Genomic DNA, 21,647 nt, shown 5'->3' with positions numbered 1-21,647 from the left:
TGTCTAAAATAAAGCCGTTTACTGGCTATAGTACCCTTTTCAAAATAAGGAGAAACGGAAAAAAGCCTTGGACGCCCGAAAGCGCCAAAGCGATTACTTATTGTATTCGTTCATGACTTCGTTAAATGGTTTCGACAGCCAGTAATTACACGCATCCGCACTCTTCACAACCGCTTCTTGCATGAGCGGCTGCTCTTCGCCTCCAAATTTAGCGAGCACATAATCCGGCACTTTCATGCCTTGAGGCGGGCGGCTGATGCCAATGCGCATCCGGTTGAACTGCTGGGTGCCGAGGTGCTGAATGAGCGATTTGATGCCATTATGTCCCCCAGCACTGCCTTTTTGACGCAACCGAAGCTGACCTGTCGGCAAATCCAAATCGTCATAGATGACGACAATGTCTTCTAGGTCGACATTGTAATAATCCATTAACGGACCGATGCATTCGCCGGACAAATTCATATACGTGAGCGGCTTGACGAGCATCACTTTGCCTTCAGGACGGTGAACAACGGCATACATGCCCTTGAATTTGGACTGCGTTAGCGGTGCGTTCCAGTCGCTTGCCAACCGGTCGATTACTTGAAAGCCGATATTGTGGCGGGTTTCTTCATATGGTTTTCCTGGGTTCCCCAGGCCGATAATCATTTTCATAGCAAACTCCTTTTAGTTCTTCACTGCCTTTTATTTTACCATAATCTGAGCCGATGCAATAAAAACAGGGACTGCCCAAAGGCAGTCCCTGTTCAACCATTACCTGGATTATTCTTTTTCTTCGCCGGCTGCTTCTTCTTCGTTGTCGCCGACGACTTCAGGCTCTTCTTCGCCTTCATCAGTTGTTTCCAACTCTTCTAGTTCTTCTTCTGTACGTGGTGCTGTAACAGAGATGAGCAAGAAGTCATCGTCGTTCAAGATTTCAAAGCTGAACTTGTCGCGGATGTCGCTAACCGAAACAGAATCGCCGATTTCTAGTTCGCTGACATCGATATCGACAGAATCCGGAATATCGCTCGGCTTAACGCGAATGTGGACTTCGCGGTTCGGCTGTGTGACCACGCCACCTTCTTTTTCGCCTGCTGATTCGCCGATCACGTGAACAGTTGCATCCACATCGATTTCTTCGGACATGTTAATCGCTAAGAAGTCAACGTGTTTGAAATTGCCTTTTAATGAATCCATTTGATAATCGCTCAGTACGACATTTGTGCTCTTGCCGTTGATTTCCAAGCTGATGACGCCATTACGTCCAGATTCACGCAAAGTTTTGATCAAATCGATCTCAGACATCACAATCGATGTTGTTTCCATTTTGTAGCCGTATACGACGCCTGGCACATTGCCTTCGCCGCGTAAATCGGTCAATGCCGATTGTGGTTTTCCTGTTTCTCGTTTCACTGCTGTCATTTTAGTAGCCATATAGTTTCAACCTCCAGTTATATTAAACGCATAGTGTATAACTACCCTGTTCATATCAAGCTAAAACCTGGAATACTCTGACAGGCAGAATCAATCAAATAATGTACTGACTGATTTCTGTTCGTGTACACGGATGATTGTTTCTGCAAGAAGCGGTGCGACAGTCAATTGCTTAATCTTGTCGATTTTCTTCTCATCTGCAAGCGCGATTGAGTTTGTCACGACCAATTCTTTAATGACCGAGTCCTGAATGCGTTGAACGGCCGGGCCGGACAATACAGGGTGCGTACAGCAAGCATAGACTTCTTTAGCGCCGCTTTCGATCAAGGCACTTGCCGCAATCGAAATCGTGCCCGCCGTGTCGATGATGTCATCAATGATGATCGCAGTTTTGCCTTCGACGTTCCCGACGATGTTCATGACTTCGGCAACGTTCGGACGCGGACGGCGTTTATCGATGATGGCGATCGGTGCTTTTAAGCGGTCCGCCATTTTACGGGCACGCGTAACGCCGCCGTGGTCAGGTGACACGATGATGGCATTCTCGAGATCGATATTGGCATCGTTTAGGAAATGATCGGATAGGAGTGGCACAGCGACCAGATGGTCAATCAAAATATCAAAGAACCCTTGAATTTGCGGAGCGTGAAGATCTAATACCACGACACGCGTCGCGCCGGCTGTCTCGAGCAAATTGGCCACTAGTTTCGCCGTGATCGGCTCACGTGAACGGGCTTTACGGTCCTGGCGTGCATAGCCGTAGTAAGGAATCACTACATTCACCGTCCGTGCAGAAGCACGCTTGACGGCATCGATCATGATCAATAGCTCCATCAAGTTTTCGTTGACCGGCTGTGAAGTCGATTGAACAATGAACACATCGCAGCCGCGGATGCTTTCTTCGATATTGATTTGGATTTCTCCGTCGCTAAAGTGCGTGACCGAGCTTTTGCCCAGCGGCAAGCCTACTTGCTCAGCGATTTGCTCAGCCAGTTCTTTGTTCGAGTTCAACGAAAAGATTTTCAACTTAGAGTTTGTATTTTGAATGCCCATTGGGGGGAACCCTCCTATTATTTGCGGTTTAGTTTACTTGCATAGCCTTCTTTGTTTTCTTGGCGAGCACGTCCGATCGCCAAAGCATCATCGGGCACATTTTTTGAAATGGTCGACCCTGCCGCGACATAAGAACCTTTGCCGATCGTTACCGGAGCGATCAAATTCGAGTTGCAGCCGATGAATGAATCATCTTCAATCGTCGTCAAATGCTTGTTCTTGCCATCGTAATTGACCGTAATGGTGCCACAGCCGATATTGACGCCGCTGCCAACGAGCGCATCCCCGATATAGCTCAAATGAGACACTTTACTCCCTGTACCAAGCTCAGCTTTTTTCACTTCCACAAAATTGCCGATCTTCACTTCGTTGCCGAGTGCGGATTGCGGGCGGATATGGGCGAATGGACCAACGGCGGTATCGTTACCGATAGTGCTGTCGTACACTTCAGAGCTGCGGATTTCTGTGCGGTCGCCGATAGTGCTGCTAACGATGCGTGTGTTGGATGTGATGACGCAATCTTCCCCGATCACCGTGTTGCCTTCAATGGTGACGTTCGGGTGAATGACCGTATCAGCCCCGATTTTCGCCTGTGCACTGATATAGGCAGTTGCCGGGTCGATAATCGATACGCCTGCGCGCATGTGCTGCTCAGTGATGCGGCGGCGCAAGAAGGTTTCCGCTTGGCTTAACGCCACACGGTCATTAACGCCAAGTGTCTCTTCGAAGCTGTCCGTTGCATAGGCTGCAACAATTTCGCCTTGCTTTTGAAGAATCTCAATGACGTCCGGCAAGTAATATTCGCCTTGGACATTATCGTTTGAGACATTTTTCAAGGCTTCGAACAAGGCTTCGTTGTCAAAGCAATAGGTTCCTGTATTGATTTCGTTGACGATTTGCTCTTCTGTCGATGCGTCTTTTTGCTCGACAATCTTCTCAACGCTTCCCTCAGCTCCGCGGATAATGCGGCCGTAACCTGTTGGGTCTTCTGCGATAGCCGTCAAGATCGTTGCCTTCGCATTGTTTTCTTTATGATGGTCGATGAGTGACTGCATCGTTTCCGCGCGGATCAATGGCGTATCGCCGCATACGACGATCGTCGTTCCTGCTTTTCCTTCAATCAGCGGCGCTGCTTGTTGCACGGCATGGGCAGTGCCGAGCTGCTCTTCTTGCAGTGCATATTCGCTCATGTCTCCTAGCTGGTCTTTCACTTTCTCTGCTCCATGCCCGACGATCGTAACAATCTTTTCGACCCCAAGCTGGTGGATATTCCCCGTTACATGCTCTACCATCGGCATGCCACACACCGGGTGAAGTACTTTATACAATTTCGATTTCATGCGTGTGCCTTGTCCGGCCGCGAGTATGACCGCATATGTATGGTCCATCAGTCGAATCCCTCCATTTCCTGTATTGTAAGCTAATTAAGTAAGAAATCATTGTCTGGCGAAAGGGCTAAGCACTCTAGGCAAAAAAATGCCACTTTCACGTTTCCTTATTGACTATAGCTGAAAAACCCTTGATTTTCAAGGTTACAGGACATGACAATCCCATGACAAAGCCCGAAGTGAGGGCAATTGCGTGCTTTTTTGCATTCAGGTTAGCACATGTCGCTAATGGCATTACAAGCCCTTCAAATTAGCTCCATAAAAAAGAACCTTCTCTCATAATGGAAGGTTCTTTGGCACATTAGATGCCTGCATTCTCAAGTTCAACCAGCTCTTCACTTTGTGCATAAGCTGCTAACACGGCTTCCTGCAATTTATTGCGGGCGCTGGAATTGATCGGGTGCGCAATGTCGCGGAACTCCCCGTCTGGCGTCCGCTTGCTTGGCATCGCGACAAACAAGCCATCGTTGCCATCGATTACGCGGATGTCATGTACCACGAATTCATTGTCGAGCGTGATTGAAGCGATTGCCCGCATACGTCCATCTGTTTGGACACGGCGCAACCTTACATCAGTTACTTCCATTCTCAAATCTCCCCTTCTCTTGCTGTAATTTTTTGGCGCTTTTGTTGGTATTCGGGGGAGAGGACTAAATTCCTTCAAAAATTACAGAATTTATTAGAAAATTAACTTAATAGACGAGAAATAAACAAAAACCACCTAAAAAGGTGGTTTTAATGTGCAACTTTTGAAATGACTTCGATTTCCACTTTCACATCTTTTGGCAGGCGTGCCACTTCGACGGTCGAGCGCGCCGGCTTATGCTCGCCAAAATAAGAAGCATAAATGGAATTGAGTTCCGCAAAATCGTTCATGTCTTTGATAAAGACGGTCGTCTTGATGACCTGCTGAAGCGATGATCCCGCTTCTTCCAGTACAGCCTGAAGATTGGCAAAGACTTGATGCGTTTGTTCTGAAATGCCGCCTTGGACAAGCTCTCCGTCCGCTTTCAGCGGGATTTGCCCTGAACTGTAAAATAGTTCACCTGAAATGACGCCTTGTGAATACGGCCCGATTGCCGCTGCTGCTTTATCTGTCGCTACATATTTCATATTACTCCACTCCTTCAAAATAGTTTCCGCCGCGCAAGGTAATCGTCCGGTCTTTTTCACTGACTTCGTCCAATTTGACAAGGGAAAGGTATTTCTCGACCAAGCGTTCATCCACATGCTCCGCTTCAACGAGCACAGCTACGCCAGCTAATGTACAATCGAATTCCTCAAGCAAGTTCTTCATGCCGTTCATCGTGCCGCCAACTTTCATAAAATCGTCGGTGATGAGCACGCGCTGGCCGCTCTTCATGCTGCGTTTTGACAACACCATCGTCTGGATGCGCCGCGTCGAGCCTGAGACGTAATTGATACTGACCGTAGAACCTTCCGTTACTTTGCTGTCACGACGGACAATAACAACTGGCACATTCAAATGGCGCGCGATTGCCTGGGCAATCGGGATACCTTTCGTTGCGACCGTCATGATGGCATCAATTTTCTCGCCTGCGAACGCGCTGGCAAACACTTTGCCGACACGGTTCATCATTTGAGGATTGCCGAGCACATCCGTCATGTACAAATAACCGCCTGGCAGCAGTCGGTCCGATTGGCTCAATTCGGTAATCAACTCGTCCATGACTTGGCGGATTTCGCCCTCTTTCAGCTTCGGCACATATTTGACACCCCCGGAAGCCCCCGGGACGGTCATCAATAGGCCGATGCCTTTCTCTTCAAAAGTTTCCTTGACGATCCCCAAGTCCTCGCTGATCGAAGACTTTGCTGACTGATACAAATCCGAGAAATATGTCAACGGAATCAATTGATGCGGATGTTCCAATAGATAATGCGTCATGTCGACCAAGCGTTCACTGCGCTTCCATTTCACTACTACCCTCTCCTAAACACGAATATTCTAATGAAAACTTACCATAAATATACGTATTTAAGCAAGAGTCTCTCGGTCACCGAGCAGTCGCACTGCATAAACTTCGGAACAAAAGCCCCTCAAGCCATTGTAGATGCGTGGAATCCGCGCTTCTTGGTTGACTAAGCCAAATACCGTTGGGCCGCTGCCACTCATAAGCACGGCATCGGCACCGAATTTGATCATCTGCTCTTTGATCTGTCCGACTTCCGGATGCAAATTCATCGTGACGCTCTCAAGCGCATTCCCTAAAGTGTTACACATTGCTTCGTAATCACCTTCACGAAGTGCCGTAATCATCGCTTGCGTGTCCGGATGCTCCGCTTTAGCCGGGTCGAACGCGCCGTAGACGTCTGCCGTCGAGACGCCGAGTGACGGCTTCGCAAGAATAACCCAGCAATGAGGAGGCGCCGGCAGTTCTTCAATAACTTCGCCGCGTCCTGTGGCGAGCGCTGTGCCGCCATATACACAAAACGACACGTCGGAACCAATTTTCGCACCGAGCTCTGCCAACTCATCGAGCGACAAATTCAATTGCCATAGTTGGTTGAGCCCTTTCAAAGTAGCCGCTGCATCGCTGCTGCCCCCAGCAAGCCCAGCAGCGACCGGAATCTGCTTGTCGAGCGAGATGATAACGCCTGTTTTAATATGGAAAGTATCTTTGATCAATTGAGCAGCCTGATACGCTAGATTGCGCGAGTCGTTCGGCACGAAACGGTCTGCCGACTGAATATGTATGCCTTTCGCTGTGCCTTGCAGGCCGATGCGGTCCGCCAAGTCGACGGTGGTCATGATCATTTCGATTTCGTGGTAATTGTCCGGACGTTTATATAGTACGTCCAGCGTCAAATTGATTTTGGCAGGCGCTTTTATATAGAGCATTCCACTGCCTCCTTTTCTGTTCTGATGACATTTATTTTAACACAGTACTTGGGCTTCCGAAGAATCCAAGCAATAGAAAAAAACCCGCTTTCGGCGAAATCACCGAAACGGGTTATAAAGTAAGTATAAATAGAGTTCAATTATCTAACGACTAGTGCGTCTTCTGTTCCTTCAAAGACAGTGATTTCCACTGCTTCAGTTAAGATGTCCGCGTAGCTATATGATACGCGTTCAAATGCATGTTCATCTTGATCCAATTCAATCACGAACACGGAGTGATAGGTTTCACGCAGAATTCCGGCACGTTCTACCGTCTTTTTGCGACCTCCGTTTGCTTTTAACAGCAACCTTTTCCCTAAATGCAGGTCTAATGACTTTTTAATCTCCGCCAAAGTTTTGGGCATTTTGTCTACACCTCACTATAGTCTAAAGTCTAGCATAAAATGACCGCGGAGTCAAATAAATTTTTAATTTTACCAAGGCTTTTAAAGAATTGCAACAGTTATTTATCCGAAATATTCTAGTTCCGAAAAAAACTGTGCCAAAACTGTTACAGTTTCAAGGTTTAGTGGAAATGCGGATACAATTTATCCGACAATAGCCCGAACTCCTTGATGCTTAGCGTTTCACCGCGGCGCGTCGGGTCGATGCCTGCTTCGTCGAGTGCCTGCAAAATGAGGTCTTTTTTCGCTTTCCCATTCGGCATAGCACTTTGCAAATTATTTAGGATGGTCTTGCGGCGCTGGACAAATGACCCGCGTGTCACCGAGAAGAAAAAGTCTTCATCGATGACTTGGACGATTGGCTCCGGACGTTTGATCATCCGGATGACTGCAGAGTCGACATTGGGTTGCGGCATAAACACAGACTTCGGCACGGTCATGGCAAATTCGGCTTCCGTATAATACTGAATAGCGATGGACAAGGAACCGTACGCCTTCGTGCCGGGTTTTGCTGTGATGCGTTCCGCTACTTCTTTTTGTAGCATAACGACCAGGCCACGAATCGGCAGTTTCTCGAGCAATAGCTTCAAGATGATTGGCGTCGTCACATAATAAGGCAAGTTGGCGACGACCATGATGTCTTCAAAATCGGCTAACTCTTCTTTTATCTCCTGCTCGACATCCGCTTTCAAGATATCGGAATGAATCACTTTGACGTTATCATAAGGCGACAAAGTATCTGCTAGCACCGGTAGTAGCCGCTGGTCGATTTCAAACGCCAACACTTTCCCAGCGTCGCGTGCCAAGTGTTCGGTTAAGGCGCCGATTCCCGGGCCGATTTCAATGGCCGCCGAGTCTTTCGTAAGACCGGCTTGGGAAACGATTTTGCGCAAAATATTCGGGTCGATCAAAAAGTTCTGCCCAAGGCTTTTTTTGAACGTCAAGCCGTGTTTTGCCATGATTTCTTGCGTGCGAATCGGTGTTGCTATATCTTTGGTCATGTTCTGTCCTCCTGGGTTAACGCTTGCACTGCGTCGATAAACTGCTGTTTGGTAATGCCGAACACATGCAAACGCTTGTGCAGCTGCTTGCCGTTCGTATAGCCGATGTTGAGCGCTTCTCCAAGCTCCGTTCTGCGGGCTTTCGCTGAAGGATGGGCAATCAGCCGGGCATCGATTAAATCCTCTAAGGTGATCTCTACTGGGCGTTCTTCAGTCCTTGGCGTATAAACCGCTTCGAGTGCTTGTCGAATGTCTTCATCACTGGCATGTTCAATGCCGAGTCCTTTGCCATTTTTGGCGATGGTTTTTTCTTTCGCCAAAAAGGCATGCTTGGCCATCGGCACATGTTCTTCAATAATAGCACGAATCCGCCTGCCCGGATAATCGGGGTCGGTAAAGACGATGACGCCGCGCTTCTCATGGGCATGCATGATGCGGCGCAAGGTCTCGTTCGAAATGGCGGACCCGTTCGTTTCAATCGTATCGGCACCGACTGCCCGCTTGATCGCCACTGTATCATCTTTTCCTTCAACAACAATCACTTCTTGTATCTTCATGGCTTATCCCTCGTTTCTGCAGCTCTCATTCAGTTTACCGCGCTTTCTGCCAACATGTAAAAAGCTTTCCCGATACTCCCGGGAAAGCTTTTCCTTCTATAGTAATGTTGTATTCGATTAGTTAAGGATTTTTACTTTCACTTGCTTGCGTCCAAATGCTAGTGCATCTGCACGGTTCGGCATGAACAAATCGATTTTATTGCCTTTGATCGCTCCGCCTGTGTCGCCAGCAATAGCATTGCCATAGCCCTCTACCCAAACTTTTGAGCCGAGTGGGATGACACTTGGATCTACTGCGATCACTTTAAGGCCCGGGTTCGCTTTCAAGTTGATGCCCGTTGCCGTGATGCCTGAACAGCCTGTGCAGCTAGCTGTGTACGCGGTCGCAGATACATAAAATTCCTTGCCGCCTGTCGGTTCAGAAGCAGCTTCTTTTTTCGCTGGCTGTGGTGCCGCTTTGGCTTTTACGGGAGCTTTTGCGACCGCTTTGGGAGCAGCAGCTTTCTTCGCTGGCGCTGACGCTTGTGTCACTGGCGCCGTTTCTTTTTTAGCAGCTGCCTGTTGAGGCGCAGCTGTCTGTTTGGTTGCCGTACCGCGGGATACACTCGCGACAACCGTTTTCGTGCCAACAGCCAAAATTTGCTGTTTTGGCTCTTTAACAACTTTTTCTTTTTTCAATTCACGTTTTACTTCTTTGCCATTTTCTTTCACGACTTCGTAAGTTTTCTCAACCAGTCCATCCTGCCCTTTTTGGACCAGCTTTTCGCTGCCTTTCAAAAGGGAAGAATCTTTTTTCGTTTCCACTGCATATTTCACAGCATCTTCCACTACATCGGTGACTTTTTCTACACGCACGACTTCGACTTTTGAGTTGGGAAGAACGAGTTCATCCAGTTCCTGCTCTACGCGGTCAAGTTTACTTAGTTCAATACTATGCTGTTTTAAAAAGTCAGCGACCGTAGTCGAAGTGGACCAAACTTTTTTGTCTTTTCCGCCATCCACGATGGTTACTTCGTACGCTTTCTCTACATCAATCACGGTGTCTTCATCGACAATTTCATCGAGCGCCGGGCTTACTTTATCATGCTTTGTCACTTCGATTTCCGCTTTTTCCAAAACAGCGGCTACCGTATTTTCAGTCGTCCAAGCTGAACGGGTTTCTCCGTCAACCGTTACTGCGTATTGTTCTGCTTGATCCCATTCAATCGCAGTGTCGTCTTCGATCTTCGTATCGGCTGAATGGCTGAGGAAATCGTCTTTCCCGACTTCAATCGCCTGCTCGTCCAATACATCGCCGACCGTTTCAGCATGCGTGCGAATTTCTTCCGTTTCACCGTTTGCTGTCACTGTGACAGTGTTCTTCGTGCCTTCAAAAACCGCGAAAGCCAAGACAGCTGCGAATAATAGAACCGTTGCAATGCTAACTGCTATCGATTTACCTGTAAATGATTTATTGTTTTTGGCATCATTTGTCTCTTTTGTCAAAAATAATTCCTCCTTTGTACACCTGAGTGATTATAGGCGCGCCCCACTTCCGTGTCAACGCATATGTTTTTTTCAATTAACCAGCATTTATGACAATTTGTAGAACCGTTCCGCATTTTTCGTTGTGGCTTCAGCTACCGTTTCCACTGGCAGCTCTTTCAAGCGGGCGATTTCTTCGGCTACTAGCGTTACGTACGAAGGTTCGTTGCGCTTGCCTCGGTAAGGATGCGGCGCTAGATAAGGGGCATCGGTCTCGATCATCAAATGTTCCAGCGGGATTTCGGCTGCCACTTCTTTCGGCTTTTTGGCATTCTTGAATGTTACCGGACCGCCAAGTGAAATCATGAAATTCATCTTGATGCTCTCGTATGCTGTTTCGACGCTGCCGCCGAAGCAATGCATGACGCCTCCGACTTGTTGTGCGTCTTCTTCGCGCAAGATCGTCAACACGTCTTCCGTCGCTTCCCGGTTATGGATGATAATCGGCAAGTCGACACGTTTAGCGAGCTGAATCTGTTTGCGGAACACTTGTTGTTGGATATCTCTCGGTGATTTGTCCCAATGGTAATCGAGGCCCGTTTCGCCGATACCAACGACTTTTTCGTGTGCGGCCAATTGTTCGATCCATTCGAGGTCTTCATCCGTGCAATCGATCGCATCGACAGGATGCCAGCCGACCACTGCATAGATAAAGTCATACTGCTCAGCCAATCTAATGGCTCGTTTGATCGTTTTCCGGTCAAAACCGATGACGACCATTTTCTCCACCTTGCTATTTAGCGCGCGATCGATGACTTCCTGTAAATCCTCGTCGTACTGATCGGCGTTTAAGTGAACATGGGTATCGATATACATCTTCATCAGTCTCCTTCACATAGATTACATTGTACGGGTTGAAGCGATTTCTTTCTTCACAGCCATATTACATTTGGATTACAAAACATGATGTTTTAGAGACATTTCGTCATTTTTAGCGTTTTTAGTAGTCGGTAAGTCCTTAAACATAAAAAAACAGCCCGCTCAACTGAGCAGGCTGTCACATGAATATTTACTTAACTTGTGTGCCGTTCGGTAACTTTTGGTCTACAGAGGCGATCGTCAAGTAACCGTTTTGCTGTCCGGCGAGAATCATGCCTTGCGACAATTCACCGCGCAGTTTGACCGGTTTCAAGTTAGCGACGATGATGACCTTTTTGCCGATCAATTCGTCCGGCTTGTAATGCTCTGCAATGCCCGAAACGACTTGGCGCGTCTCATACCCCATATCCACTTGCAGCTTCAACAGCTTATCGGTTTTCTTCACCGGTTCGCATGCCGTAACCGTCGCCACGCGTAAATCCACTTTCATGAAATCATCAATCGTAATTTCAGGAGTGTCCGGCTTTTCAGGGACGGTTTCTACAGGTGCTTGCTCTTCTGTTGACACTGCCCCTCCACGCATTTGGTCACGGATATACGCCACTTCCGGCTCCACTTCAAGGCGTGGGAAAATCGGCGTGCCTTTTTTCACGACGGTCGTACCGGCTGGAATCGCGCCGAATGACTCTAACGTCTGCCATTCAAGAAATTCTGGTGAGAGTCCAAGCTGTTCAATGATCTGCTTCGGTGCGTTCGGCAAGAACGGCTGCAGCATGACCGCTGTCATGCGCAGGCTTTCCGCGAGATGCGCCATGACTGAAGCCAGTTGCGCTCGATCGCTTTCGTCTTTTGCCAATACCCATGGCTGCGTTTCATCGATGTATTTATTGGTGCGGGAAATCAATGTCCACACTTCGCTTAGCACGAGGCTGAACTGCATTTTTTCCATATGCTCTTCGTAAACGGCCACTGTATTTTTCGCCACAGTCTGCAAAGTCTCGTCGAATTCGGTTTTCAAGCCATCAACTTTCGGCACTTCGCCGTCGAAATATTTATTGATCATGGAAACGGTCCGGTTCAGTAAATTCCCAAGGTCGTTCGCCAAGTCATAATTGGTGCGTTCGACGAAAGATTCTGGAGAAAACACGCCATCAGATCCGAATGGCAGCTCGCGCAATAGGAAATAACGTGCCGCATCAAGCCCGTAACGCTCAACAAGCATTTCCGGATAGACGACATTGCCTTTCGATTTGGACATTTTGCCGTCTTTCATCATGATAAAGCCGTGCGCGAATACTTTTTTCGGCAAAGGCAAGTCCAGCGCCATAAGGAAGATCGGCCAGTAGATCGTATGGAAACGCACGATGTCTTTTCCGACCACATGGACATCTGCAGGCCAGTATTTATTGAAATTGCTGTCATCATCGGAGCCGTAGCCAAGTGATGTGATGTAGTTCGACAAAGCATCAACCCATACGTAAATGACGTGCTTCGGATCTCCAGGAACCGGGATGCCCCAATCAAAGGACGTACGCGAAACTGACAAGTCTTCAAGGCCTGGCTTGATAAAATTATTGACCATTTCATTCTTGCGCGATTCCGGCTCAATAAACTCGACATGTTTGTCGTAATACTCGAGCAAACGATCCGCATATTTCTTCATATTGAAGAAATACGATTCCTCTTTCACTTTATGGACCGGGCGCCCACAATCAGGACAATTGCCGTCTTCTAGCTGTGATTCGGTAAAGAAGGATTCGCAAGGCGTGCAATACCAGCCTTCGTACTCCCCTTTGTAGATATCGCCGTTGTCGAGGAAGGTTTGGAAAATTTTCTCTACGCCTTCCTTGTGGCGCGTGTCAGTCGTACGGATAAAATCGTCATACGTGATGTCCATGACATCCCATACTTTTTTCGCTGCTTCCGCCATGTCATCGACAAAGGCTTGCGGTGCTTTGCCGGCTTCTTGGGCTTTTTCTTCAATTTTTTGCCCGTGCTCGTCCATGCCTGTCAAAAAGCGGACATCAAAGCCGCGCAGGCGTTTGTAACGGGCCATTGCGTCAGATGCAACGGTCGTATAAGCCGTACCGATATGGAATTTTCCGCTCGGATAGTAAATGGGAGTGGTGAGGTAAAACGTCTTGTTCTTGGCAGTCACGAAAAATTCCTCCAGTTTTTTTGTATATCCTTTATTTTAACGAAGTCGCGAATTTTGTACAATGTTTCATCCTACAGCCAAAATCCCAATTCCTGAATTGGAACTTCTCCCCAAAATAGGAAATGCGGAAAATAATTGGCAAAAAGTTAACGAAGTAATGGCTATTTGCCTCAAAAACCCAAAATTTATTATGAAATCCATAGTTTTTTATTGACCTAATTGACATTAGTTGGTATGATTTATGACAAGAAGTGGTAAATGTCGAATTTTGACGAATTCTGCCGCTAAAATTGAAAGGGGCTAATGATTATGAAATCGACTGGTATTGTACGGAAAGTAGACGAATTAGGCCGCGTAGTTATTCCGATTGAATTGCGCCGCACGCTTGGCATCGCAGAGAAAGATGCATTGGAGATCTATGTCGACGACGACAAAATTATCTTGAAAAAGTATATGCCAAATATGACATGTGCGGTAACTGGAGAAGTTTCCGATGAGAACATGCAATTGGTTGGCGGCAAGTTGATCCTCAGCCCAGAAGGCGCGGAGCAGCTCGTCAAAGAAATCCAAACGAATTTGAGCAAATAAAAACCGGCGTGCTTATGCACACCGGCTTTTTTTATGGGCTGGGCTTAGTCTTTATGAAAGGCTTCGTAGACGTCCCGCTTCGGAAGGCCTCGTGCTTTCGCCACTTCTTTGATCGCTTCTTTTGAAGAAATTTGTTTTTGTTCCATTAATTGAGTGACGTGTTGTTCGTACGTCAATTCTTTCCACCACTCATCCACTTCCAGCTCATCCGGCGCCGAATTGCCTTCGACGACTAGGCAGAATTCCCCGCGGATTTCACTGGACTCCGCCCAAGCGACCGCTTCGCTCAAGGTGCCGCGCAGGAATTCCTCGAATTTTTTGGTCACTTCCCGTGCCAATACTACCCGCCGCTCGCCGCCGAATGTGGCCATTAAGCTTTTCAAGCTATCTTTCAAGCGATGCGGTGCTTCATAAAACAGCAGCGTTTCTTCTTTTTGGCTCAATTTTTCCAGTTCTGCCAAGCGTGTTTTCTTATTGCGCGATAGAAATCCATAAAACAAAAACGGTTGCGGCGTGATGCCCGAAGCAATCAATGCGCTGAGTGCCGCATTCGCTCCAGGCACCGGCACAACCGGATATGCTGCATCCACCACTTTTTTCACAATGTCTTCCCCGGGATCGGAAATACACGGCATGCCCGCATCGCTGACGAGCGCCACCGACTTGCCTTCCGCTAAATAGCGGAGGATTTTCTCTCCCCCACTGTCCTGGTTGTGCTCGTGATAACTGACCAGCGGCGTATCAATCGCAAAGTAATTACATAACTTCTTTGTATTGCGCGTATCTTCCGCCGCGATAACGTCCACTTCTTTCAATAGCCGCAGGGCACGCACGGTCATGTCCTCTAAATTGCCGATCGGTGTCGCTACCAAATAAAGTGTTGGCTGCACACCGCTAAAACTTTTCTGTGATTTCATGTCCGTTCCGCCTTTCTGCTCCGAATATAGACGATTTTTTCCGCCTTGCTCAATTGTTTAAAGGCATACTCCGCTTTCATCGCTTCCGGCTTCGTGCTGAACGACTCATTGTAGATGAGCGTCAGCGGGCCGCGCGAACGCGTATATTTTGCCCCTTTTCCGCTTTGATGTGTCGCCAAGCGCTTCTCTAAGTCATTCGTATATCCGGCATAATACGATCCGTCTCCACATTCTAGAACGTAGAAAAAATGTTCATTGTTCATTTCCATACAACAAGCCCCGCACTTCTTCCGTGTATTCGCCATCTTCCCCATAAACGATTAACGGCGGCAGCACTTTCAAATCAGGCTTGCCGTCCTTGATGCCTTCGATCAATAAAGTATTCGCTTCTTTTCCGGCTTTCGGATAAACGAGCCGGATGCGTTTTGGCTCTAAACGATTATTGCGCATCGCTGCCATGATATCGATCAAGCGGCCCGCCCGGTGGACAAAAGCGGCCTTGCCGCCTTGTTTCAATAACTGGCTTGCCGATTTTACTGCTTCATCCAATGTCAGATGAAGCTCATGCCGCGCGATGGCCATATGCTCACTCAAGTTTTTATCGCTCATCTCATGTGCCGGGAAATAGGGCGGATTGCACGTCACCGTATCGAATTTTTCAAATCCGAGTTGCGCCGGAATTTCTTTGACGTCGCCTTCGATGATGTTAATTTGTTCTTCAAGCTCGTTGAATGCGATGCTGCGGCGCGCCATCCCAGCGAGGCGAGGCTGCAGTTCAACTCCAGTGATTGTTGATTCGGTACGAGCGCTCAAAAACAATGGAATCGCGCCGTTGCCGGTGCATAGATCGACAATCCGTCCGCGCTTTTTTGGCACATATGCAAAACGCGCCAATAAGACTGCATCTAAAGAAAAGGAAAATACCGAAGGGCTCTGGATAATGCGTAAATTCTCCGCTAATAAATAATCCAAGCGTTCGTCGTCTGTTAACATGTCGTTCACTCCTGCCATAATAAAAGGCTGCCGCCACACGGAGTGTCGGAAGCCTGTTGGTTCTATTTCTTTATTGTCTAGCTCAAACGCCTAGCTTCTCGGGTCATAAGCCGTTTACCCTGTGCGGCAAAAAGCGCCGCTTCGGGTACACGTCTTATGCCTGTCGAAGCTGAACAGGCGGTTTCGCTTTTCTTTATGTCTAGCTCAAACGCCTAGCTTCTCGGGTCATAAGCCGTTTACCCTGTGCGGCAAAGAGCCCCGCTTCGGGTACACGTCTTATTCCTGTCGAAGCTGAACAGGCGGTTTCGCTTTTCTTGTTAATTCTGCTTGTTTAAAAATGATAGACAAAACAGGCAGTCGTCGCCTTTTCTGGAGCTTCCGAAATGGACGTTGCAGACGTGGTAGCCTTCGTGGTACAGGCGCGCCAAGTTGTCGTAGCCTTCACCGATGTCCATGACGGCTTTTTTCAATTTCACCGGGTCGACTTTCTCCGGTTCCGGCACTTTTTCGTTCAGTTCATCGAGGCGGGCACGCAAATGGTGATTTTCCAGTTGCAGCGCATGATGCTCTTCCATCGTCCGCGCTACCACTGTTTTCAAATCACGGAACTGCTCTTGCATCGATTCCAATTGCTGTTCAAAATCCATGACCGTATCCAAAAAGTTCTTTTCTTTCACTGATACCACCACCTCACGCTCTCGTCCCTTGGTTCATGATTTCATCCAATGTATATTCCAGCGTCTGGTCTTGTTCTGCCAGGCGAATTTTCAATACTCTCTCAAGCAAATTCAAGCTGACGACGCGGCCGCTGCCATCTGGCGTTTCGACACGCGCGCCGATATCGGGCATTTCTTTTTTCGCTTGTTCGTATTCGTCGTTCTCGTATTTCAAGCAGCACATCAAACGCCCGCACAGCCCTGAGATTTTCGACGGATTCAACGACAAGTTCTGGTCTTTCGCCATTTTGATCGACACCGGCTCGAAATCGCCAAGGAAAGTCGAACAGCATAGCATGCGCCCGCACGGCCCGATGCCGCCGAGCATTTTCGCCTCGTCACGTACGCCGATTTGGCGCAGTTCGATGCGCGTCCGGAAAATCGACGCCAAGTCTTTCACCAGATTACGGAAATCGACCCGGCCTTCTGCGGTGAAATAGAAAATGACTTTATTACGGTCGAAAGTGTACTCGACATCGACCAGCTTCATGTCCAAGCGGTGCGATTCGATTTTGTCCGTTCCTACTTCAAAAGCGCGTTCCGCTTCCGAACGGTTTTCTTCCACTTGCAGGCGATCGCGTTCAGTTGCGGCGCGAACGACTTGCTTCAGCGGCAAGACGACATCATTCTCGCCGACTTCTTTCACAGGGACGACCACTTTGCCGTATTCAATGCCCCGCGCTGTTTCCACAATGACGTAATCGTCTTTTTCGATCATGGCTTCGCCTGGATCGAAATAATATATTTTACCCGCTTTCTTGAAGCGGACTCCTATTACTTTATACAATTGTCTACCCCTCCTGCAGATTCAGCATTAATTGCTCCATCAACAGTGTCCGGTTCATATTGCGCGGCAATTGCTGTTTGGCTTGTAACACTGCCTGCAACTGCCTGGACAATACATCGAACGAACGTTGAAGCGCCATCTGCTTCCAAGTTTCTTCCATGTCCGGATATGTGCGTGCAGTCTCAAGACCCGCTTTCACTGTCGCGATGTCCCGATATGCAAATAATAACATGTCGAGCCCTCTTTCGGCATCTTCTTTCTCTTTGAACAAGGGCAGCCAATCAGATTGAATCAAAAGTAATGCCTCATGGACATTGCCCCCCACCGTCTCAACTAGCTTCAACACCAGTTTCCGCTCATCAGCAAACTGCTCTTCCTCGCTCAACCGCTTCGCTTCTTGCTCACTTTGCGTCAACATGCTCACCGTCGCCGCCATCGATTTGGTCATGCCATCTGCCAATAACCGCTCCATCAACTTCGGCCGAGACAAAGGCTGGAATGACAGCAACTGGCAGCGCGAGCGAATCGTGCTCATGATGGCATTCAAGCGCTCCGTCAACAATAGCGCCGTCACATTCGCTTCTGGTTCTTCCAAAAACTTCAGCAAAGCGTTGGCAGACGAATTGTTCATCCGGTCGGCCTGCTCGATGACATAGACTTTGCGCCCTGCATTCAGCGCCGTCTTATTCATTGTGTAAATCAAGTCGCGGATTTGATCGATTTTGATGTTCTGTCCATCTGGTTCGATGAATAAAATATTCGGATGATTGCCGTTTTCATACAGTTTGCAGCTTCGGCATGTTTCACATGGAACATTGTCGATTGGTGTTTCGCATAGTAATAATTTGACGAAAAAATGCGTTAATTCTTTTTTCCCAGCCCCCGAAGGCCCTTCCAACAAATAGGCATGGGCGAGCCGGTCGTTGGCGTAAGCCCCCTGCAAGCGCTTAAGCACGACAGGCTGCATATCTTGTAATTCTTCTATGGTTTTGTGCATGATTCCACCTTCAAACTTTGTAAAAAATCCCGTGTTCCAGATGGATCACGGGTAGTACGGACGAAAAACAGCCAGGCTGTTTCTTAAAATTGCTGGAACTGTTCGATCGGCAAGACGAAAATTGTTGCCCCGCCCACTTCCACTTCGACCGGATACGGTATATAAGAATCCGCATTTCCACCCATCGGGGAAACCGGCGCCACCATCTGTTCACGCGCACGGCAATTGTCGCGGATCAAATCCATTAATTTCGGGACACGGCTATCATCTACCCCAATCAAAAAGGTGGTATTTCCTGAGCGCAAGAACCCTCCCGTACTGGCAAGCTTGGTAGCCCGGAAATCATTTTTCGTCAACGCATTGGATAAGCGGTTACTGTCTTGATCCTGTACCACTGCTACGACGAGTTTCATCAGCACTCACTCCTTTTTTAGTTGCTTCTCTATGTATTAGTATAACACGAACGGCGAACGTGCCGTCACCTCTTTCCCTGAGCGATGCAAAAAAATCGTGACAATATACAGCCCTTCCATCCATGAAAAAACAGCCCTTAACAAACAGGGCTGCCGGTAATTCATTATTTTTTTTCTGCCAAGAAGCGTTGCAAAGCTTCGTACGCATCCGACACTACTTCATCCAACTCGTTTTCTGCATTGATCAACTGCATGCGTTCTGGGTAACGGCCAAGCAATAGCAAATAGCCTTCTCTCACTTTGTAATGAAACGCTAGTGATTCCTCATCCAAGCGGTTAAATTCACGTCCTTGATCGAGATCGATGCGTGCAAGCCCCGTTTTCGGATTGACATCAAAGTACAAAGTCAATTCCGGCATATGTCCTTCAATGGCGAATTCATTGATTGCCAATACATTTTCTAATCCAAGCCCGCGCGCATGTCCCTGATAAGCAAGGCTGCTGTCGACAAAACGGTCGCACAAGACGATTTTCCCTTCCTGAAGCGCCGGCAGCACCCGTTCTACCAAATGCTGGCGCCTGGCCGCTGCATATAACAAAGCTTCTGTCCGGGCATCCATCGCCGTATGCGTCCGGTCCAGGATGACTTCGCGTATTTTCTCCGCGATTTCAATGCCCCCCGGTTCACGGGTTGTTACCACCTCAAAGCCGTCAGCAACCAGCCGTTCTGCCAGTTTTGCTAAGGCTGTCGTTTTGCCCGATCCTTCGCCGCCTTCTAGCGTAATAAAATAACTCATAGTTTCACCTGTTTCCTTATCTATTAAAAACACTACCCACTATACCGCAATAGCTGCCTTTTTTGCATCTTCCTTTAGACCTTATTCCTCATCTTCCGCTACTTGGTAAGCACGCTCAAACAACTCCATTTGGCTGTCGATCACCGCTTGCCCTTCGATTCGCCGAACATAGCCGTAATTGCCTTCTTCGTCTTGTTCACGCGCTTTGACATTATCTTTAAGACCAAGCTCCAGAATGTCCCACACTTGCCCCCTCACCCGCTTGTCGATCACCGGAAAAAGGATTTCAATGCGGTTGTTTAAGTTTCTCGTCATCATATCTGCAGAGGACAAAAAGGTTTTTTCTTTGCCATTCTGATGGAAATAATAGACGCGGCTATGTTCGAGCAGACGCCCGACAATACTGCGCACACGGATGTTGTCGCTCACTCCGGGGATTCCTGGACGCAAGCAACAGATGCCCCGGACAATCAAATCGATTTTGACCCCGGCACGCGATGCCTCATACAGCTTGATGATGATACTTTTATCGGTCAAAGAATTCATTTTTGCCACTATATGGCCATTGCCATACTTTTTCTCATAACGAATTTCGGAATCGATCAGATGGAGAATGTCTTTCCGGATCGAAAACGGCGCCACCGATAGATAGTGGAATTCTGGTTTTTCCGTATAGCCACTCAAATAATTGAAAAAATTCGTGGCATCGATGCCGATTTCTTTTTTCGAAGTGAACAAACTCATATCCGTATAGATTTTGGCCGTCTGGTCATTATAATTGCCGGTCCCGAGGTGAACAAAGCGTTCAATGCGCCCTTGTTTTTTGCGGACCACCAAGGTAATTTTGCTATGGGTTTTCAAATGGGTCATGCCATAAATAACGTGACAGCCCGCTTTTTCCAACTCTTTTGCCCAGTGCACATTATTTTCCTCATCAAAACGCGCCTTCAACTCAACTAGCACCGTCACTTGCTTGCCGTTTTCCGCCGCCCGTTTCAAGGCATTGATCACCGGCGAATCGCCGCTGACACGGTATAAGGTTTGCTTGATAGCGAGCACATCCGGATCATCCGCCGCTTCTGAAATAAACTCGACGACCGGCTCAAACGACTCGTACGGATGATGCAAGAACACGTCTTCTTCTGCGACTTTCGCATAAATTGCCTTCCCATTTTCCATCCCTACTGGCAGTTGCGAAATTTTTCCTTCGTAGACCAAATGCTCCCATATCGGAGCCATTTTCTTATAGAAACTGAAAAACACCGTCAAATCTAAAAATCCATCGATTTCATAGACATCTTTCGGATGCACTTCCAACTCTTCCATTAAATAGTCCAATATAACAGGATCCAAACCATCTTTTTGCACTTCGAGCCGGACAGCCGCTCCCCATTTACGTTTTCTCAACTCTTCTTCGATTTCTTTGAGCAAGTCGCGCGCGCCTTCTTCATGGATCGTCATGTCCGCATTGCGGGTAATCCGAAAAACAGTAGTCGACTTGACTTCATAGCCATGAAACAGTTTGCCGATAAAAAATTCGATGACATCATCCAGCAGCAATAATTTGCGCAATCCTCCATTTTCCGGCAATTGGACAAACCGCTCGAGCATTGCCGGCAATTGGACGATGGCGGTACGGATTCGTTGTTCAGAATCTACCTCTTTCGACGTATCTTCCAAGACGACCGCCAAATTGATGCTTTTATTCAAGAGCATCGGAAACGGGCGGTAAGCATCAATCGCCATCGGGGTCAGCACAGGGAAAATATGCTCGTCAAAGTAAACCTCCAAAGCCTTTTGCTGCGAATCGTTCAATTCCCTTACTTTCAGGAAATGGACATGCTCTTTCTGAAGCTTGGGATAGACGATTTTACGCAAAGTATCGTATTGCAAATTCACCAATTGATGGTTTTTCAAAGCGATTTCATGCAATTGCTGCTTGGGCGTCATCCCGGCTTTGTTCTCTGGCTTATTAAAGCCTACCTTCACCTGGTCTTGGAGACCCGCTACACGCACCATGAAAAACTCATCCAAGTTGGAGCTAAAAATCGCCAGAAACTTAAGCTTTTCAAGAAGCGGGTTGCTCGGGTCAAGCGCTTCTTGCAACACCCGTTCATTGAATGCTAACCAACTCAGTTCGCGGTTATTGTAATAGGAAGGACTGTTTAACTGGACCATATCTTCTTTTTTCTTTCCCACAACACAACTCCCCTTCAGGTT

At 47.8% G+C, this 21,647-nt stretch carries 24 protein-coding genes; 1 reads left to right on the top strand and 23 read right to left on the bottom strand.

Annotated features, from left to right (window positions below; all coding sequences use genetic code 11):
• Positions 1 to 93: 93 nt before the first annotated feature.
• The 14 genes from pth to metG form a co-directional block, all read right to left on the bottom strand.
• Positions 94 to 654 (bottom strand): aminoacyl-tRNA hydrolase, encoded by a 561-nt coding sequence (gene pth, locus BBI11_RS00275; RefSeq protein WP_068459579.1) that lies wholly within the window; start codon positions 652 to 654, stop codon positions 94 to 96.
• Positions 655 to 762: 108 nt separating this feature from the next.
• A complete protein-coding gene (locus BBI11_RS00270; RefSeq protein WP_068459577.1) occupies positions 763 to 1,416 on the bottom strand; it encodes a 50S ribosomal protein L25/general stress protein Ctc in 654 nt (217 codons plus the stop codon).
• 90 nt (positions 1,417 to 1,506) lie between these two features.
• Entirely contained in the window at positions 1,507 to 2,469 is a 963-nt protein-coding gene (locus tag BBI11_RS00265; RefSeq protein WP_068459575.1) for a ribose-phosphate diphosphokinase, read from the bottom strand.
• A 17-nt stretch (positions 2,470 to 2,486) separates the two neighbouring features.
• Positions 2,487 to 3,857 (bottom strand): bifunctional UDP-N-acetylglucosamine diphosphorylase/glucosamine-1-phosphate N-acetyltransferase GlmU, encoded by a 1,371-nt coding sequence (gene glmU / locus BBI11_RS00260; protein ID WP_068459570.1) that lies wholly within the window; start codon positions 3,855 to 3,857, stop codon positions 2,487 to 2,489.
• 301 nt (positions 3,858 to 4,158) lie between these two features.
• The gene (gene spoVG / locus BBI11_RS00255) at positions 4,159 to 4,443 is read right to left on the bottom strand and encodes a septation regulator SpoVG (RefSeq protein WP_068459569.1); all 285 of its coding nucleotides are present in this window, start codon (positions 4,441 to 4,443) and stop codon (positions 4,159 to 4,161) included.
• Between the two features lie 149 nt (positions 4,444 to 4,592).
• Positions 4,593 to 4,970, bottom strand: a complete 378-nt coding sequence (locus BBI11_RS00250) for a RidA family protein (RefSeq protein ID WP_068459568.1) — start codon at positions 4,968 to 4,970, stop codon at positions 4,593 to 4,595.
• Between the two features lies 1 nt (position 4,971).
• Complete coding sequence (gene purR / locus BBI11_RS00245) at positions 4,972 to 5,796, bottom strand: pur operon repressor (protein ID WP_068459565.1); 825 nt, start codon at positions 5,794 to 5,796, stop codon at positions 4,972 to 4,974.
• Positions 5,797 to 5,853: 57 nt separating this feature from the next.
• Positions 5,854 to 6,717: a 4-(cytidine 5'-diphospho)-2-C-methyl-D-erythritol kinase gene (ispE, locus tag BBI11_RS00240; RefSeq protein ID WP_068459563.1), complete on the bottom strand. Its 864-nt coding sequence runs from the start codon at positions 6,715 to 6,717 to the stop codon at positions 5,854 to 5,856.
• Positions 6,718 to 6,857: 140 nt separating this feature from the next.
• Positions 6,858 to 7,121 carry a biofilm formation stimulator Veg gene (gene veg / locus BBI11_RS00235; RefSeq protein WP_068459561.1) on the bottom strand — a complete coding sequence of 88 codons (264 nt, stop codon included), beginning with the start codon at positions 7,119 to 7,121 and terminating at the stop codon, positions 6,858 to 6,860.
• A gap of 161 nt (positions 7,122 to 7,282) precedes the next feature.
• Positions 7,283 to 8,161: a 16S rRNA (adenine(1518)-N(6)/adenine(1519)-N(6))-dimethyltransferase RsmA gene (gene rsmA, locus BBI11_RS00230; RefSeq protein WP_068459559.1), complete on the bottom strand. Its 879-nt coding sequence runs from the start codon at positions 8,159 to 8,161 to the stop codon at positions 7,283 to 7,285.
• The gene (gene rnmV, locus BBI11_RS00225; RefSeq protein WP_068459557.1) at positions 8,158 to 8,718 is read right to left on the bottom strand and encodes a ribonuclease M5; all 561 of its coding nucleotides are present in this window, start codon (positions 8,716 to 8,718) and stop codon (positions 8,158 to 8,160) included. Before rnmV ends, rsmA begins: the two co-directional genes overlap by 4 nt.
• A gap of 117 nt (positions 8,719 to 8,835) precedes the next feature.
• Positions 8,836 to 10,203, bottom strand: coding sequence for a resuscitation-promoting factor (locus BBI11_RS00220; protein WP_068459555.1), 1,368 nt, complete (start codon positions 10,201 to 10,203; stop codon positions 8,836 to 8,838).
• 87 nt (positions 10,204 to 10,290) lie between these two features.
• Positions 10,291 to 11,058 (bottom strand): TatD family hydrolase, encoded by a 768-nt coding sequence (locus BBI11_RS00215; protein WP_068459550.1) that lies wholly within the window; start codon positions 11,056 to 11,058, stop codon positions 10,291 to 10,293.
• 193 nt (positions 11,059 to 11,251) lie between these two features.
• Positions 11,252 to 13,219, bottom strand: coding sequence for a methionine--tRNA ligase (gene metG, locus BBI11_RS00210; protein WP_068459548.1), 1,968 nt, complete (start codon positions 13,217 to 13,219; stop codon positions 11,252 to 11,254).
• Positions 13,220 to 13,528: 309 nt separating this feature from the next.
• On the opposite strand from metG, the gene BBI11_RS00205 reads away from it, so the two are divergent.
• On the top strand, positions 13,529 to 13,807 hold the full coding sequence (locus BBI11_RS00205) for a transition state genes transcriptional regulator AbrB (protein ID WP_068459547.1): 279 nt from the start codon (positions 13,529 to 13,531) through the stop codon (positions 13,805 to 13,807).
• Between the two features lie 44 nt (positions 13,808 to 13,851).
• Here BBI11_RS00205 and rsmI read toward each other — a convergent pair whose 3' ends face one another.
• The 9 genes from rsmI to BBI11_RS00160 all read right to left on the bottom strand — a co-directional run bounded on the left by rsmI (position 13,852) and on the right by BBI11_RS00160 (position 21,626).
• Positions 13,852 to 14,724 (bottom strand): 16S rRNA (cytidine(1402)-2'-O)-methyltransferase, encoded by an 873-nt coding sequence (rsmI, locus tag BBI11_RS00200; RefSeq protein WP_068459545.1) that lies wholly within the window; start codon positions 14,722 to 14,724, stop codon positions 13,852 to 13,854.
• A complete protein-coding gene (locus BBI11_RS00195; RefSeq protein ID WP_068459543.1) occupies positions 14,721 to 14,993 on the bottom strand; it encodes a GIY-YIG nuclease family protein in 273 nt (90 codons plus the stop codon). Before BBI11_RS00195 ends, rsmI begins: the two co-directional genes overlap by 4 nt.
• Positions 14,977 to 15,717: a tRNA1(Val) (adenine(37)-N6)-methyltransferase gene (locus tag BBI11_RS00190; protein WP_068459542.1), complete on the bottom strand. Its 741-nt coding sequence runs from the start codon at positions 15,715 to 15,717 to the stop codon at positions 14,977 to 14,979. Before BBI11_RS00190 ends, BBI11_RS00195 begins: the two co-directional genes overlap by 17 nt.
• A gap of 317 nt (positions 15,718 to 16,034) precedes the next feature.
• Positions 16,035 to 16,394, bottom strand: a complete 360-nt coding sequence (yabA, locus tag BBI11_RS00185) for a DNA replication initiation control protein YabA (RefSeq protein WP_058382242.1) — start codon at positions 16,392 to 16,394, stop codon at positions 16,035 to 16,037.
• Between the two features lie 13 nt (positions 16,395 to 16,407).
• Positions 16,408 to 17,220 (bottom strand): PSP1 domain-containing protein, encoded by an 813-nt coding sequence (locus BBI11_RS00180; RefSeq protein WP_068459539.1) that lies wholly within the window; start codon positions 17,218 to 17,220, stop codon positions 16,408 to 16,410.
• A gap of 4 nt (positions 17,221 to 17,224) precedes the next feature.
• On the bottom strand, positions 17,225 to 18,217 hold the full coding sequence (holB, locus tag BBI11_RS00175) for a DNA polymerase III subunit delta' (RefSeq protein ID WP_068459537.1): 993 nt from the start codon (positions 18,215 to 18,217) through the stop codon (positions 17,225 to 17,227).
• An 83-nt stretch (positions 18,218 to 18,300) separates the two neighbouring features.
• Positions 18,301 to 18,630, bottom strand: coding sequence for a cyclic-di-AMP receptor (locus BBI11_RS00170; RefSeq protein ID WP_058382245.1), 330 nt, complete (start codon positions 18,628 to 18,630; stop codon positions 18,301 to 18,303).
• Between the two features lie 164 nt (positions 18,631 to 18,794).
• Positions 18,795 to 19,427, bottom strand: coding sequence for a dTMP kinase (tmk, locus tag BBI11_RS00165; RefSeq protein ID WP_068459535.1), 633 nt, complete (start codon positions 19,425 to 19,427; stop codon positions 18,795 to 18,797).
• Between the two features lie 81 nt (positions 19,428 to 19,508).
• On the bottom strand, positions 19,509 to 21,626 hold the full coding sequence (locus tag BBI11_RS00160) for an RNA degradosome polyphosphate kinase (protein ID WP_257785555.1): 2,118 nt from the start codon (positions 21,624 to 21,626) through the stop codon (positions 19,509 to 19,511).
• Positions 21,627 to 21,647: the final 21 nt, after the last annotated feature.

The sequence above is a fragment of the Planococcus maritimus genome (assembly GCF_001687625.2).
Classification (GTDB): domain Bacteria; phylum Bacillota; class Bacilli; order Bacillales_A; family Planococcaceae; genus Planococcus; species Planococcus maritimus.
The sequence above is the reverse complement of the archived record's forward strand: the minus strand, read 5'-3'. Positions and strand labels throughout refer to the sequence as shown.

Bases quoted from the DNA above. Each gene is read 5' to 3' on its own strand.
- pth (WP_068459579.1), bottom strand. From the start codon at position 654: ATGAAAATGATTATCGGCCTGGGGAACCCAGGAAAACCATATGAAGAA.
- BBI11_RS00270 (WP_068459577.1), bottom strand. From the start codon at position 1,416: ATGGCTACTAAAATGACAGCAGTGAAACGAGAAACAGGAAAACCACAA.
- BBI11_RS00265 (WP_068459575.1), bottom strand. From the start codon at position 2,469: ATGGGCATTCAAAATACAAACTCTAAGTTGAAAATCTTTTCGTTGAAC.
- glmU (WP_068459570.1), bottom strand. From the start codon at position 3,857: ATGGACCATACATATGCGGTCATACTCGCGGCCGGACAAGGCACACGC.
- spoVG (WP_068459569.1), bottom strand. From the start codon at position 4,443: ATGGAAGTAACTGATGTAAGGTTGCGCCGTGTCCAAACAGATGGACGT.
- BBI11_RS00250 (WP_068459568.1), bottom strand. From the start codon at position 4,970: ATGAAATATGTAGCGACAGATAAAGCAGCAGCGGCAATCGGGCCGTAT.
- ispE (WP_068459563.1), bottom strand. From the start codon at position 6,717: ATGCTCTATATAAAAGCGCCTGCCAAAATCAATTTGACGCTGGACGTA.
- veg (WP_068459561.1), bottom strand. From the start codon at position 7,121: ATGCCCAAAACTTTGGCGGAGATTAAAAAGTCATTAGACCTGCATTTA.
- rsmA (WP_068459559.1), bottom strand. From the start codon at position 8,161: ATGACCAAAGATATAGCAACACCGATTCGCACGCAAGAAATCATGGCA.
- rnmV (WP_068459557.1), bottom strand. From the start codon at position 8,718: ATGAAGATACAAGAAGTGATTGTTGTTGAAGGAAAAGATGATACAGTG.
- BBI11_RS00215 (WP_068459550.1), bottom strand. From the start codon at position 11,058: ATGTATATCGATACCCATGTTCACTTAAACGCCGATCAGTACGACGAG.
- BBI11_RS00205 (WP_068459547.1), top strand. From the start codon at position 13,529: ATGAAATCGACTGGTATTGTACGGAAAGTAGACGAATTAGGCCGCGTA.
- rsmI (WP_068459545.1), bottom strand. From the start codon at position 14,724: ATGAAATCACAGAAAAGTTTTAGCGGTGTGCAGCCAACACTTTATTTG.
- BBI11_RS00195 (WP_068459543.1), bottom strand. From the start codon at position 14,993: ATGGAAATGAACAATGAACATTTTTTCTACGTTCTAGAATGTGGAGAC.
- BBI11_RS00190 (WP_068459542.1), bottom strand. From the start codon at position 15,717: ATGTTAACAGACGACGAACGCTTGGATTATTTATTAGCGGAGAATTTA.
- holB (WP_068459537.1), bottom strand. From the start codon at position 18,217: ATGCACAAAACCATAGAAGAATTACAAGATATGCAGCCTGTCGTGCTT.
- BBI11_RS00170 (WP_058382245.1), bottom strand. From the start codon at position 18,630: ATGAAACTCGTCGTAGCAGTGGTACAGGATCAAGACAGTAACCGCTTA.
- tmk (WP_068459535.1), bottom strand. From the start codon at position 19,427: ATGAGTTATTTTATTACGCTAGAAGGCGGCGAAGGATCGGGCAAAACG.